The organism is Micromonospora sp. SD12 (assembly GCF_052068495.1).
In the GTDB taxonomy this organism is placed as follows: Bacteria; Actinomycetota; Actinomycetes; order Mycobacteriales; family Micromonosporaceae; genus Micromonospora; species Micromonospora echinofusca.
The window spans coordinates 128,161-142,462 of the sequence record NZ_JBQHDF010000010.1 but is presented as its reverse complement, the minus strand read 5'-3'; the positions used below and the strand labels follow the sequence as shown (position 1 = coordinate 142,462).

Genomic DNA, 14,302 nt, shown 5'->3' with positions numbered 1-14,302 from the left:
TGCCTTAGTAACTGCTGAAATTGTGCGACTGGTGACAGTTGATAGGCTTTTCGCTGCACGAAATACATTTCTTTTTGCCTTCCGGCCACCTCTCGAAGGTGCGAGATCATTCAGCTTAGCAGTTACGGAAATCGGTGCGCCGGCGCCTAATTCGATCATCACGTTCACGGAATCGCCGCGCAGGTTTCGGCCATCAATCATCCAAGAGCCGGAGTGGTTGCTTTCCAGCTTAAAGGGTAGCGGGTCCCTCGACTCTAACAGGTGATGCATCCCGTTCAACATGACTTGAAGCGTGCCGTCTGGGCTGCGGGATTCGATTATGATCGATCTCACCTGCGTCGCTGCTCGACCAGAGTTGGAGAGGCTAACCAAGACCGCCTTATGTCCATCCCGGGATTCTCCGGTCACCAGGTTGCTGACATACATGACTTTTGCAGAGACGTTCGGTTGATTCCTCATGTGTTCTCTGAGGTTCGCGCGATATTGCATGAGGCTGACCAATAGTGCGCTAAGGGCGATGAATAAGGTTAGGACCGTAACCCAAGAGAACGGGCTAGCACTCTGAACGGTAACTTCGATAGGGGGAGGTCCCGGCTGCATAGCAGTAGGGTAACGGTGCGATGCACCGTCGCGGGGGTTCGGAAGCCAGTCCTCGCAGCGCGGGGGCAGGCAGGAGGGCATTCTGTGGAACAGCTGCCCGTCATGAAGGCGAGTCGTTAGCTGACGGCTGGAAGGCGTCCGGCGGGAAGAGCTTCCGGAACTGCTGCGGTCGTCGAGCGTGTCAGCGTCCCGGGGACCAGATGGGGACCACACGGCGTGCGCGATGCTGCGCGGCACGTCGTCGGCTGCACGGTCTGATCTTGCGGATAGCGTGTGTGACGTGCGGGAACGCTTACCGAAGCGTCTGGGGGTCAAGGGGTCGTCGGTTCGAATCCGGCCGTCCCGACGCATCTGACCAGGGGATATGCCGACAGAGGCATATCCCCGGTGGTTGTTTCAGGGCTGTGTTGTCGCGTTGCTGTCGCATCTACGCACGGATCTTGCAGTGCAGCTCAGGCGGCCCGGGCGTCGGCCGCGTCGAGGGCCGCGCAGGTGGCGCTCACGCCGTTGGCGGCGGCGTCGCGGGTGAGGTGGCCGTAGATGTCGACGGTGGTGGCCACGTTCCTGTGGCGCAGCGTCTTGGATACCACGGCGATCGGCACCCCTTGGTTGATCATGATCGTGGCGGCGATGTGTCGCAGGTCGTGCACCCGAATTGCCGGAAGCCCGGCGTCGGCGGTGAGGCGGCGCAGGTGGTCGAGCACGTACTGCGGCCGTAGGGGTTGTCCATCGGGTCTGGCGAACACGAGGTCGAGATTGTCGTGATGGCGGGCGGTCACCTGTTGCCGGCATTGGCGGCGGCGTTGCCGCTGCAATGCGTCGACGGCGCGGGTGGACAGGGCGACCCAGGCCCGGCTGCCGTGGGTCTTGGGCGCGTTCAACATGCTGCGGCTGTTGTTGACGCTGACCAACGTCCAGCGCACGAACAGTGCCCGCGCATCGAGGTCCACATCGGCCCAGTGCAGGCCCAGAGTCTCGCCTTTGCGCATCCCGGTGCAGACCATCAACTCGAACAGGTCAGCGAGCGGATCCTCAACGGCGTGGCAGTGCCGCAGGAACGCGCTTGTCTGGCTGGTGCTCCAGCAGGTGAGCTCGGGTTCCGGTGGTCGGGGGATCATGGCGAAACGGGCGGCGTTGTGGGGCAGCCGGTGGTTGCGGCGGGCGTCGTTGAGCGCGCTCGACAGGGTCGTCACGCAGCGGCGCAGGGTGACCGGGCCGCGGCCGGCGGCGAGCTCACGCTGGATGAACTGGGTGACGTGGTCGTGAGTGAGCCGCTCCAAGGGCACGGCGCCGAGCGCGGGGATGAGGTCGTTGTGGATGTAGGCGGTGTAGCGGTTCACGGTGTTCGTCTTGAGGCTCGGGGACTTGGTCTCAAGCCAGCAGGTGAGGTAGCTGGCGATCGTCTCGCTGTCGTCGAGGCTGACACCGGCGCGCTCGCACTCAAGCACATGGGAGTGGGCCGCCGAGGCCGCCGCCTTGGTGGCGAAACCGGTACGGCGCATGGTGCTGCGCTTGTTCAGGCTCGGCAGGTCGACGGCGAACGCCCAGCCGCCGTGCCGCGCCTTGGACAGCTTGGGGCACCGGGGGCCGAGTAGTCGGCCGGTGCTATCACGACAGGCGCAGCAGCGGTAGACGCGGCCCCGGTTCGGGTTCTGTCTCATGATGTCCTCCTCGGTAGAGGTGAACTTCTGCCACCTCTACCATTGCCCCGCTCGGCTGCGACAGCATCGCGACAACCCCGTATGTCCTCCCTGCTTGTGACGGTCCTACTTGTCGATCCGTCAAGGATGAAGCACTCCCCCGGCGTGCACGAGTGGCGGGGGGAGGAGGTGGTGGGCGATGGTCCTGCGGGCCGCCGCCGTCTGAGCGGCAGCCGCGGTGTCATGGCCAGCAGGGACGAAGAACCGGAGTTCGACGCGCTTCTACTGTTCTGAGGGCAATCCGGTTGGGGCAGTGGTGTGGCGGCCTCTTCGCGCCCGGACCCTGGGTCAGCGCTAGGTGCCGGGCCGACAGCTAGCCGACATCACCAACCCTTCGGCAGGTGTCGGCACTAACGTCCGTAGCAGGTCCGCAGGACCAGCCGGCTGACCCCTGAGCGAGGCTGGATCGATGACGTCCGTGTCACCGAGCACCACCCCGCAGCATCCCGAACCGCAGTGCTGCCCGACTCTGACCCCCGCGCCGAGCAGCATCGCATTTGTCAGCCCTCCATCGCGGCGACGAGCCGCCGGAGGCCGGCGCGTTCTCGGCGGTTCTCGTGGGTGATCCATTCCTTGCCTTCGGCAGCGATGCCCTCTAGCACGTGCAGGGTGCGTTCGAGGCCCGAGGCGTCGAGCGAGACCTTGGAGGCGATGCGGTCGTCGTCGCCGAGTTCCGGCATGCCTGGCCACTCACCGGTGATCGTCAGCTCGTCCCGGGGATTGTTCGTCAGGGTAAGGGAGAGCTTTTTCTCGCCGTTGCGGGCATCCACGACGTGCGCCGCCACGACCGAGTTGTACTGGTAGGTGAGACGCTGCCGATCGCCGAATTCCATGGTTTCGAAGTCGAGGGTGACCGTGACCTGGCGGACCCCGTCCTTGGTGAGCAGGAAGAGGAGAAGTTTGTATCGCGAGTAGCGCCAGGGTCCCTTGCTGACCCGGGCCCGCTTGCACCCGGGCACGGGCGCCTCGATGAAGGCGTGCGCTATCACGTCCTGCGCGGCCACGCGGTAGTGCCGCAGCGTGTCCTCGACCAGGATCTTGCGGTCGCAGTCGAGCCAGTGCGCCATCTCAGCGTCGGTCGGCTTCGATTCCAACTTGCGCACCCACCTGTCGTACGCCGCGCGCCGGTCCTCGTAGTCGCGCCGGACCCGGTCTATGTCGTCCCGGTAGCGGTGGCCCTCGAGGAGGATCGCGAGCCAGCCCTGGATGGCGAGCCGGGCCCCGGCCACGATTCCGGCCGTCGCGATCACCGTCGTGAACGGCGCCTCGACGAGGGCCTGCCACAGCAGCAGCGGCCCGGTAACCACCAGGGCGAACACTGCGGTGCCGAAGGCGGTCCGCGTCGAGGATGGCACTCGGGAGTCCTCGGGATCTGCGGTCAGCTCACCGCTGAGCCACTGCCGCTTGACGTCGCTGGCGAGGAATCTCACTAGCCAGGCGACACGCTTGGCGTCGACCGGTTGCTCCCGGTACAGCTCGACCAGCTCGTTACGGAGGGTCTGCCGGATGCCGGCCGTCTCAGCCAGCCACATCTCCCGGGCTATGTCCGGCGGCAGGTACCGCCCGAAGTAGCGGTCGAACAAGGAGTCCATCGCTGAGGCGAACCGGTCGGACTGTGTGGGAGCACGCCGGGGTGTGAAGGTGAGGCGCTGGCGGGCTGCCTGGCGTCGATGCCGAGCCAGCCTGATCGTGAATCCGGCCCGGACCGCGACGACGACGGCTGCAAGAACCACCATCAGGTAGCCGGCTGAGCGAAGCCATGAGTGGGCCCAGGCGTACTGGACCACCGCGAAACCCGTGATGAGGAGCAGTGCCGAGCCGCCGAGGGCGCGTAGATAGTCCGCCGCGTCGGTGCGGATCGGGCGCGGCGGAACCGGCCTGGGAGGGATCGGCTTGGGCTGGAAGAACTTCCAGACCCGTTCCACCCGGTCGTTGGCCGTCCTGTCCCGCCGGGCGGCCGCGAACGTCTTCTGCCAGGTCCAGTCCTGGTGCGGGCCGGCCAGGAAAACCTCGAGGTGGTTGAGGATGCTTTCCTGCAGTGGCGGGTTAAGCGATTCGAACTCCTTGACCACTACACCGATCGCGGCTGGGTCTGGAGTTTCCGCCGTAGTCTGCGGCAGCGAGTCCAGCAGCGAGCCGACGGCGTTGATGCCCCGGGCCCAGGGATCTTCGGAGCGCTGCGCCGCCCAGCGGCGGACGTGTGCCAGCTGCGCGAGTTCCTGGTCCGGCAAGCTCTGCAGGGTACGGCCGCTCAACAGTGCAAGCGCCAGATAGAAGTAGGCGCGGGAGTTCCTATAGCCCCGGGTGATGGCTTTCATGATCAGCTCTCTCGCCTCGGGTGGGGCGCTGATCTCCAGGTAGCGGAGGCCGACCTCGAACTGCCGCTCCGGCGGGTCGTCGTCGCTGACGTGGTATCCGCCCTCAATGTGGACCTCCTGGGCCTGGAAACCCACCCGGGCATTGCCGTCCGCGACGTTGGTGAACGTCCTCTCCTGCGGTCCGGCGCTCATGGCAGGTCCCGCAGAGCCGCCATGAGCCCCGCGACCCGGGTGGCGAGGTCCGTCCAGTCCAGCAGCAGGCCGCGCAGCTTTCGCAGGGCCGTGGTCGCGCGGCTCCGTGCCTCGTCGTCGGCCGGAGGTACGTCGGCGGCGGCTGCGTCCATCTCCTGCTCCGCCGCGCGGTAGGTGACCGCGTCCACGTCACCCGCCTCATGGCACTTACGAAGCGAGGCGCGCAAGTCCGCGAGCTGGTCGTGGAATGTCTCCCCGCCCGCACCGCCCGGCGCGCCGTAGACGGTCGCGTGGTGAACGGTGTGTGCTTGAAATCCAACGTGAGCGTTGCCCTTGGCGACGTTTCTGACAGAGCCGGACATCGACGCATCACCTGCTTCTTTCCGGGGACGGCGAGGGGAGGAGCCATGCTGCGCCCCGAGTTCCTGGGCGAGCGCGAGGGCGAAGGCCGCAGCGTTGGCGGCGGCACGCGGCTGCCAGTTCTCGCCGTCGGTGTGGACCTTGGTCCCGTCGGCGCGGTCGCTGATGCCGCGGACGACGACGGCCGGCAGGGAGCGGTTCAGGTGGGCGGCCTGGGCGACCCCGGCCGACTCCATCTCCACCGCCAACGCGTCGTTGTAGTGATCACGGATGCGCGCGGCCTCGGGCGAGGACGCCGAGTCGAGGACGACCTCTCCGGCGGCGATTGGGCCGAACCGCACCTTGGGCACTCCTCCGGCGAGGCCCCGCGCCCAGCCTCGCTCCCGCTCAAGATGCCGGGCGAGCTGATCACAGGCATGGGGGATCTCCCACACGCGAGGCCGGGTGCGGAAAGCGTCGCTCTCGCTGGTGCCGCCGTGATAGGCGTACACGTGGGTGGCCACGACGACATCGCCGAGGCCGACGGAGGGCCAGAGCGCCCCGGCCACGCCGGCGAAGATGACCGCTTCCGGGTCGAACTCGGTCATGGCGCGCTCGGCGATGACGGCGGAGGGGTGGTTGCCCTTGCCGACAAGGCCGAGAATGATCTCACAGGAGCCTCCGGTCACGGTGCCACGCTCGAAGCGCGTGCCCATCGGATGCATGTGCGGTTCGACTTTCGTGAGACGTTCGCGGACTGCGTTGTACTCGAGGTCCAGTGCGGTGAGCACGACCACGGGTCTGGTCATCTCTCGTCTCCTCCGGCTGCGACGGTCGGAACCGTGCGGATCATGGGCGGGTAGAGGTTCCGGCGCGGACCAGCGCGGTAGACGCGGGCCGGGCGGCCGGTGCCCGTGGCGCGGGGCGGACCGGCGGGGACTACGAAGCCCTTCGTGCCTTGGACCTTGCGGTAGAAGTTGCGGGGATCGAGCGGGGTGCCCCAGACGGCCTCATAGACCTGCTGCAGCTCTGTGAGGGTGAAGACCTCCGGGCAGAAAGCCGTCGCCAAGTCCGTGTGCTCCAGTTTGGAGCGAGCACGCTCCACCCCGTCGACGACGATGCGCAAGTGGTCGAAGGCGAGCGGTACCCGCGCGGCCAGTACGTCGTCGACTGGCGTCCACTCAGCGGCCGCGGCGTCGGTCCCAGAGACGGGCTCGGGAAGGCGCGGCACGACGGCGAGGTGGGCGACGGAGACGACGCGTCCACGGGGGTCACGGTCGGGGTCGCCGTATGTACCGAGCTGCTCCAGGTGCGGGATGTCGGTGAGCCCCGCCTCCTCCCGCAGCTCCCGGCGGGCGGCGCTGAGAATGTCCTCGCGCTCATCGGCGAGGAACCCACCAGGCAGCGCTGCCCGCCCGACGAACGGCTCAACACCGCGCCGCACGAGAAGCAGGTTTAGACGACCACCGCGCAGGGTGAGGATCACGAGATCGACAGCGAGCAGGATCAGGGGTGGTTCCCAGGTGTCATCGGGCACCGCTCGACCATAGCTTCTTGTCGATCCGACAAAAAGGGGTCGGCGCTGTCGTAAGGCTGACACTTTGAGTAGTGTCTCGATCACCAAGAGGTGCCACGAGTGCAACTGACGCGTTCGCCGTGCCGGTGCGGCAGCCAGGTCCTGCAGGATGCCCTCCAGCAGGTGGCCCTGCCCCGATGCAGCCCAGATAGCGTTTGCCGTTCCTCTCTAGATCTGGCAGAATCTCCAACGCTGGAGATTGAGAGAACTGGAGAGTTTGTGCGACGGATCGAGATTGATGATGAGGTGTACGCCGAGCTAGAACGGAACGTCAAGGGCTTTGAGCAGCCGAACGACGTCCTCCGGCGACTGCTCTTGGAGAAAGGCCAGTCGACAGCAGAGGCATTGGGGATGCCCAACGCAGCCGCTCCGTCTATCCCAGGAGCCCTCACGGCCCTCATCGAGAAGGGACTCGTGCAGGCGGGGGACACCCTGAGCCACGTCCAGGTGCGGAAGGGACGGCGCTTCGCCGCGATCATTGAGGCGGACGGTTGGATCAGGACGGACCTCGGTAGATATAAGGAGCCCTCGCCGGCGTTGGGCAAGCTGACGGGTACATCGATCGACGGCTGGGCGTACTGGGTTCATGACACAACGAAGCAGTCGCTTCGACAGTTGCGCGCGAAGAGCGGCGGAAGCGGCCGCGGAGGCCACTGAGTTGCGGTATCGGTCGTCCGTCTGTCCATCCCGCCGGCAGACGTCGATGACTCGTGCGGCTCCCTCCTGGCACCCAGTGCCTGGCCGGGTGGCGGTCTTGGGCGACAGTCGGCAAGCGGAGCGCACTGTCGCCCCACGCCGTCGACAGCTCTCTGAATCGATTACAGGAAGGAAGCAAGGAGTGGCTTCCGCGCTCACGCCGGCAAGAGAGCCGCAGCATGCGGTTCTCCAAGCACTGTATGACCACTTTCGTAGCAACGGCGTCTGGCCGGAGTTCGACCGGGTAGACCGCCAGCTGTGGCGAGCCATGAAGATTGATGTAGCCCAGGTGGTCGGCGACATTCCCCCGACCTTGCTCATGACTAACGCGCCCCGGGGCGTCGCACCCAGAGGCCGCGACGTGATGCGGTTGACGCTAGCCGGCATCGAACGCTGTGACGGAGGTCAGGACGACGTCGAACTGTTCCTCCGTACTCTCCGCTGGTTGGCGCGCTACGAGGACACGCACGACCCTGAGCCTGGTGAGACGACGGTGACCGTCAACCGGAGCATGGTTTCCAAAGCTCTCCGCGTGCCTCTTCGTGACACCGGCCGACTTCGTCGGCTCTCCGAGATGCTCTACTGGGAGCGATGGGGTGGAGAGGGTAGCTGGCGAGCACCCGACGGCGACGATTGGAGCGTCAAGGTCGGTCGGGACGTCAGGCACTTCGCACGGGTGAAGAGCGTCGAGGGCTTCGCCAAGGCGACGGCAGGCTGGCTCGAGCCTCTCTCGCCCCTGGCCGTTGAGCTCCCCTCCGAGAAGCCCAACGTCACCCCGAACGAGCCGGGCAGCTACATCGATGAGCGGGTCTTCGGCCTCGTCAAGGAAGCGCAAGGAACGCGATGGGACACGACGAAGCTCCTCGAACTCCTGCGAGAGCTCGATGACAACTACCGTGCCGGCAATGCGTACGCGGCACATGCACTGTTACGCGCCCTTCTGGACCACGTGCCACCGCTGTTCGGACAAGCGACGTTCACCCAGGTCGCTAACAACCACCAGTGGGGCCGAACCGATAGCCGGTACGTCAAGCGTCTCGTAGCCTTCCGCGACCAGGCCGACGATGCGATGCACCGGCAGATCACTAAGCTCCCCTGCCTGCTGTCCATGGAGGACATGCCGGCCCGCGCTGCGGTCAACCGCTTGCTGGCAGGCTGTGCACATCAACTGGCCTGAGGTCGAGCCGCCGGCCGAGGGGCGCGACGGACCGACCGAAGCAGAAGCTGCGTCTCTCGTGGAGGTTGCTTTAAGCGAGCCGACTCACCGACTACATCGCAGCTGACCGCAGCACACCTCGGCGGCCCCGGTGGCAGCCGGAGTCCAGAGCAATGAGTGCGGATCAGGCTAGATCCCGCAGCCAGGTCCGGTCGGTGTCGAGGACGGTGCCGGTGAGTGCCTCCTGCGGGATTCGCATGCCGGCGGTCAGCAACGCCTCGGCAGGCGCAGCGGCCGCCGTGCCGAGCCATGCGACCAAGGGGCTAACCGCCTTGGCACCCACCGCCGGCTGCCCGCTCTGCGGTACCCCATGAGACAGCAAGAGGCGATACAACCCGTGTGCTGGCCGTACCGCAGGCAGGCGCTCCTCGGCAGCGGTCCGGGCCGCCGACGCGGGGATACGCAGGCCGTCAGCGTCCAGGTCACCGAAGTAGGCGATATCGCGGACCGCCGTCAACTCGGCGATGCCGAGCACGGAGGCTTCGAACGCGCCGCCGGCACCCCATGCGATTTGGCCGACCGCGTGCCCTGCGGTACTGCTGAGGACGCGGCGCAGCGTGTCGAACGTGTCCGCGTTCTCGACGACCAGCAGGACGTGTCCATCGCTGATGGTCCGCACCGGTAGCGGCGGGTGCGCGCGGAACGTTCGCAGCAGGTCGAGGCTGAGCCGGCCGGCACCAAAAAGCGTCGTGCCCAGAACCGCGTCCAGGGTCTTCTCGTAACCGAACAGTTCCAGCGAACGCTCCCGAGTGGGAACGATATCGGTGCCTCGTCCTCTGTCACGCAGCCAGCCGTTCACGGCCTGCAGCAGGCCGACCTGCCCGACCGTCAGTCTGGCGCTGGCCGCCCATGCCAACTCCGGGCGCCACGGCACCCGCCGTGCCAGTTGCGACGCGGAAACCGAGGCGGCCGGGGGCGGCAACGTCAACCGGACCGGTAACGGCGGGGCTGCGTTCCGGTCGGTCGCCTTCGACGGTGTGAGCACCCCCGCTGCGGTCAGAGCAGCGACTGCTGCTGCCAGGTCCGTGCGCCGTGACGCCCGGGTTGCCGATGCCGGGTCGGCGCGGGCATACAGCGTCCACAGCTCGTCCAGGGTGACGGTCCGCCGGCCCCACGCCTCCAACTCGGCAGCGAGCCGGGTAGCGCGCGGGGTCAGCGGGCCGCCAGTTACGGTCCCGGCCATGCCGGCCTGCGGTAAATGCGGGTGGCGGTGATCGTGCCCGGAGCGATCTCACCCGGGGCGGCGTCGGCGTCGGTGAACGGGTCCGGTAGCTGACGCCGGACGACTTCGGCCACGCGGATGTGTTTCAGGCCGGCACGCAAGTCCGCATCGTTACGCATCCTGACCCACAGCGGGAAGGCGGCCAGGGCCCGGTCGTCGGATAGGCCGGTGGTGTACACGAGCTGAACGCCAAGGGCCGCAGCGACGCCCTGCTGCAGTTCGAGCAGGTACTCGGCGCTGGCCTTGCCGATTGGGTTGTCGAGGAACAATACGCCGGAGTGTTTGGTGCGCATCTGGCCGCGTTCGTTGGCCCGCAGCGCCGCCATAGTGCAGTACAGCACGATGGCGGCGGTGAGCTCCTGCCCACCGGAGAACACCTCGTTCATGTTCTCGATCGGTACCCGTTCGTCACGCAGGACCGCGTCGGGTTTGAGCAGGTCGACGGTGAAACCCTTCGGGACCGCTGCTTCGATGCTGCGTAGTAGCAGCACCATTCCGTCACGTTTTGGTGCGGTTCCGCTGCTGGCCCGGGCGGTCGCTGCCGCCGACATGTCGTCGACGACTTCACCGACGTGGGCGTGCAGCAGCGCCGGGTCGGGTTCACTGAACCGGATTCGGAGGAACTCCTTGCCCTCCCACTCGCCGAGGCCGGCGGGTAGTTTCGACAGTCGCGACGCGGTGCGCAGCGTCTTGAGCGCGCCGACGACGAGGGCGGACAGTCGGTCGACGATCATCTTGCGATGCCGGCCGGCGGAGTCGAGGTCGGTGGTTAGCGTCGCCAAGCGCTGCTCGAGCTGCGTGGTGAACTCTGCCGCACGAGCGGCGAGCTGGTCACGGTCGAGGCCGACGATCGCCCGGCGCGACACGTTGCTCATTTTCTCGAACTTCGCCTGATTCGCGTGCCGGACAGTGTGATCGACGAGGCGGTTCACTTCACGGCCGGTGCTGCTCTCCTCGATCACCGCGGCGCTCAGCATCTGTTGGACCCGGCTGGTCGCCGCCCGAGCTCCGTCGGAGTCGCCGTCATACGCCTCGATCGGGTCGTCCGGGTCGGCGGGCGGGTCGGCCAGCAGAACCGCGAGCGGGCCGTGGATCTCCCGAAACGCCCGGGCGGCTTCCTTCGCCACCTCGACCTTGCGGTTCAGGTCCTCGACGTCGCTGACAGCAGTCTCGTACTCGTGCTGGGCGTCGCGGTGCTCGGCGGTAGCCGTCGTGGTGAGTCGCCGGCCGTGCTCGACATTGGTCGGCCGCCGGAACTCGGGCAGCTGAATCCAGGCTGCACCACCGGCCGGGGTGGCAGCTTTCAGGTCACTGGCAAGCCCGCCGACCTTCGTGTCGGCGGCGCTGACGGCGTCGGCGAACCGCTCACGTTCCCGGCGGGTTCGGGCAATCGCGGTCTGCCGGCCCGCTTCGTCGGCACCTTCCGGTGTCGCCAGCAGCTGCTGGGCGCGGTCGACGTCGGCCGGCTCGTGGCGGCCGACTTCCTCCCGCAGTCGGGCGGCTTCGCGGTCGGCGGTGGTGGCTGCTGCGCGCATGTCCTGGCCGACTTCGACGGCGGCGTACGCTGCGGCGGCGGCCAGGTACGCCGAACGCAGGTCGGACACTGAGGTTTGCGGGACGGCGGCGGCATGCTCTCCGGTGGAGGTGACCACGTCGCGCATGTCGGCGCGGTGCCGCTCGACACGCGCGGCCGCGTCCTGCGCGGTACGGGCCGCCTCGGTGGCCTCCCGTAGCTTCTGCTCCCGGTCGGCGGTCATTTCCCGCACGGTCCGGTCCGCATCGCTGATCTGCTGCGCCAGTTCCGGCAGCTTGGCCCGCAGCTGTTCGGCAGCCGCGGTCGTCTGCTCCAACCGGGCCAGGGCACCAGACCGGTCCGCGGCCGCCCGCTCGGCGGGGCGCAGCTTGTCGACCTGCCCGGTGATCCGGTCGTGGGCCGCTTCGGCGGCGTCGGCGGCCGTGCGCGCTTCACGTTCGGCTTCGACAGCGTCGCCGAGTTCGGTTTCGCGCTGGCCGAGCGACTCGCGGAGCTCGGCGAGCCGGCCCGGCGGGTAGTCTCGTCGCCACCGGACCAGGTCGATGTGCACGTCACGCAGGTGCGCAAGGTCGTCGCCGCTGGCGCTGATCTCGCTGCCGCGGGTGATCATCGCGGTGCGCAGCTGCTCGCGCCGCAACTCGGCGGCTTCCGGATCGAACAGCGCCGGGTTCGGTGCGATGACGAACTGCCCGGCGGCGGCGGGTTCCGACCCGCTGGTGGTTAGCATCAGCAGGCCGGTACCGACCGCTACCGCAGCAGCCGGCAGCAGCCGGGCGTCCTGCAGCACCTGCCGGGCCATGTCCAGTGCGGCGGGGTCGACGATGATGACACCATCGGCGAGGTGCGGGTGATCGGCGATGACCGCGTCGCGTTCGTCGGCGGGTACGTTCTCGGCCAGGTACCGCCATCCGGCGTGCGCGCCGATCCCGGCGTGGTGCAGCACCGTCAGGGTCGTCTCGACCGCGTCGCGGGGCGGCAGGAATCCGCCGTCGCCGAGCGCTTCGAGTAGCCGCTGGTCGTCGCGCTGCTCCGCGCGCAGGTCGTCGAGGATCTGCTCTTTGATCTTCGCGTCGCCGTGGAGGCGGTCGATTACCGTGTCGGCGGCGCCGTCGAGCATGTCGACGTCGACCTCGTCGGCCGACAGGGCCGTGAGGACGAGGTCGTCACTGATCAGCGGTGCCGCCCGGTCCAGGATCGTCTGCACCGCCAGGGCGGCGTCACCGTGAGCGGTGCGGGCCGTGTTGAGGGCGGTGCCAGCTTCTTGCAGCAGGCGGCTGGTTTCCCGGACTGCGGCCTGGGCGTCTTTGGCGTCATGCTCGGCGGTCCGCAGCTGAGCCGCCGCGGTTGTGGCGGCCTGCTGCGCATCGGCGGCGGCAGTCTTGACATTCTCGCCGACGGCGAGCAGGCCATCAGCGACAGCGGCGTCGATCAGGTGCCGGCTTTCGGTGATCCGGTCGTTGATCTGCGCCTGCTCCGAACGCCACCGTTCGGCGTCGCGCATCGTCTGTGACCGGTCATCGTCGATCTCGGCGGCGCGGGTACGAAGTTCACGTTCCGTGTCGTTGAAGTGGCCCTGCTCTTCACGGCCGGCGGAGACCTCAGCGGCGAGCTTGCTCAGCAGCGCACCAGCTGCGGCGTCACGGCCTTGCAGGGCGGGACGGGCCTCACGTTCGGCGGTGACGATCTGTTCGGTGAATCGGGCGGCGCTCTGTACCGCGGTGTTACGGCGTTCGATCAGCCCGGCGAGCTCCCAGGCCCGCAGGTTCGCATCGGCGCCGTCACGGCCGGCGATCGCATCGCGTTGTTCCTGCTGCGCGGCGGCATGCTCGAGCGCGAGGGTCTGCCGTCGGGTCTCGTTGACGATGTCACGGGCCCGGTCGCGGTCCTTCTCCCGACCGGCGGCGATCTCGGCCGCCCCGGCGGCGAGTTCACGCAGCCGGCTGGTCGCGGCCGCCTCAGCGGTTTCCCGCGCCCGGATCTGGCGCAGCAGCATCAAACCTTCATCCTCAGCGGCCTGCCGAGCGGTGCAGGCGGTCCGGTGTCGGTCCTGCGCGTCGGCGAGCGGCCGCAGTGACGCGACAGCTCCGTCGACGAAGTCACGTTCCAGCAGCATCGCGGTGCGGTCACCGACGGTCCGGGCGTACGACTCGAAGTTGTCGGCAACGCTGACCGCGTCCGCCGGGTCGAGGACGACCTTGAGGAGCCAATCGATGAAGTCACGGCTGGACTTGAACTTGAACGCGGTCGCCGCGTCACCTTCGTCAGCGTTCATCCGGCGCTGGATGCGGAACAGGTCCGGCTCGATCCCGATCGAGCGCAGATGACCTTCCCAGCCGCTGATCTCGGCGCCGACCCAGGTCAACTGCGTCACCGGAGCGGTCCGGTCGATCTCCTGCAGCGCCTCTTTGAATCCGTCGACGCGCAGCCGCCGGCCATCAGTGGTGAATGGCAGACTGTCGATCTCCACGTCCGCGTGCGGGCGCAGCGACCACCACTGCTCGGAGAGCTTCTCCGCAGCAGAGCCGCTCCGGCGCCGCTGCAACGTCTTACCGGTGATCACCCGGTCGCCGGTGCGCACGTTCATCCACTCCAGGACCACGTGCGCGGCGTCGTCACCGACGACGAACTTTTCGATCACCGACCCGGGTCCGCCGACCGTGTTACGCCGGCCCGGCAGCACGACCGAGAACAGCAGCTTGAGAAGCACACTCTTACCGCCGCCGTTCTCCAGCAGCAGCAGACTGTAGGGGCTGGGCCGACGCGTCGGCGCCCCGAACAGTGCCCCCTGCCCGCCGACGGTCGCACCGACACCGGACAAGTCCAGGGTGACGTCGGTGTACCGGGCACCTCGCGGCCCGACCCCGAACAGTCGAATGCGGTTGAGCTCGTACATTCTTCTCCTGGTTTTT

Annotated in this window: 8 protein-coding genes; 2 read left to right on the top strand and 6 right to left on the bottom strand. The window is 67.6% G+C overall.

The features are described 5' to 3' along the window. Positions 1-1,052: 1,052 nt before the first annotated feature. The 4 genes from ACTMS2_RS20100 to ACTMS2_RS20085 all read right to left on the bottom strand — a co-directional run bounded on the left by ACTMS2_RS20100 (position 1,053) and on the right by ACTMS2_RS20085 (position 6,686). A complete protein-coding gene (locus tag ACTMS2_RS20100) occupies positions 1,053-2,261 on the bottom strand; it encodes a site-specific integrase (RefSeq protein ID WP_441176787.1) in 1,209 nt (402 codons plus the stop codon). Between the two features lie 539 nt (positions 2,262-2,800). Further along, on the bottom strand, positions 2,801-4,810 hold the full coding sequence (locus ACTMS2_RS20095) for a hypothetical protein (RefSeq protein WP_441176786.1): 2,010 nt from the start codon (positions 4,808-4,810) through the stop codon (positions 2,801-2,803). Next, positions 4,807-5,958 (bottom strand): 5'-methylthioadenosine/S-adenosylhomocysteine nucleosidase family protein, encoded by a 1,152-nt coding sequence (locus ACTMS2_RS20090; protein ID WP_441176785.1) that lies wholly within the window; start codon positions 5,956-5,958, stop codon positions 4,807-4,809. The genes ACTMS2_RS20095 and ACTMS2_RS20090 overlap by 4 nt, the downstream gene beginning before the upstream one ends. Then, a complete protein-coding gene (locus tag ACTMS2_RS20085) occupies positions 5,955-6,686 on the bottom strand; it encodes an NUDIX hydrolase (RefSeq protein ID WP_101409329.1) in 732 nt (243 codons plus the stop codon). Before ACTMS2_RS20085 ends, ACTMS2_RS20090 begins: the two co-directional genes overlap by 4 nt. A 258-nt stretch (positions 6,687-6,944) precedes the next feature. Here ACTMS2_RS20085 and ACTMS2_RS20080 point away from each other — a divergent pair, with 258 nt between their 5' ends. Together ACTMS2_RS20080 and ACTMS2_RS20075 are read left to right on the top strand one after the other, a co-directional pair. Further along, a complete protein-coding gene (locus ACTMS2_RS20080) occupies positions 6,945-7,382 on the top strand; it encodes a hypothetical protein (protein ID WP_441176784.1) in 438 nt (145 codons plus the stop codon). Between the two features lie 181 nt (positions 7,383-7,563). Then, the gene (locus ACTMS2_RS20075; protein ID WP_441176783.1) at positions 7,564-8,598 is read left to right on the top strand and encodes a hypothetical protein; all 1,035 of its coding nucleotides are present in this window, start codon (positions 7,564-7,566) and stop codon (positions 8,596-8,598) included. Between the two features lie 163 nt (positions 8,599-8,761). On the opposite strand, the gene ACTMS2_RS20070 is transcribed toward ACTMS2_RS20075, so the two are convergent. Both ACTMS2_RS20070 and ACTMS2_RS20065 read right to left on the bottom strand, forming a co-directional pair. Next, positions 8,762-9,820 (bottom strand): Wadjet anti-phage system protein JetD domain-containing protein, encoded by a 1,059-nt coding sequence (locus ACTMS2_RS20070; protein ID WP_441176782.1) that lies wholly within the window; start codon positions 9,818-9,820, stop codon positions 8,762-8,764. Continuing rightward, entirely contained in the window at positions 9,805-14,286 is a 4,482-nt protein-coding gene (locus ACTMS2_RS20065) for a hypothetical protein (RefSeq protein ID WP_441176781.1), read from the bottom strand. The genes ACTMS2_RS20070 and ACTMS2_RS20065 overlap by 16 nt, the downstream gene beginning before the upstream one ends. Positions 14,287-14,302 lie beyond the last annotated feature (16 nt).

Coding starts and splice junctions, on each gene's coding strand:
- ACTMS2_RS20070 (WP_441176782.1), bottom strand. CDS start 9,820: ATGGCCGGGACCGTAACTGGCGGCCCGCTGACCCCGCGCGCTACCCGG.
- ACTMS2_RS20090 (WP_441176785.1), bottom strand. CDS start 5,958: ATGACCAGACCCGTGGTCGTGCTCACCGCACTGGACCTCGAGTACAAC.
- ACTMS2_RS20095 (WP_441176786.1), bottom strand. CDS start 4,810: ATGAGCGCCGGACCGCAGGAGAGGACGTTCACCAACGTCGCGGACGGC.
- ACTMS2_RS20100 (WP_441176787.1), bottom strand. CDS start 2,261: ATGAGACAGAACCCGAACCGGGGCCGCGTCTACCGCTGCTGCGCCTGT.
- ACTMS2_RS20065 (WP_441176781.1), bottom strand. CDS start 14,286: ATGTACGAGCTCAACCGCATTCGACTGTTCGGGGTCGGGCCGCGAGGT.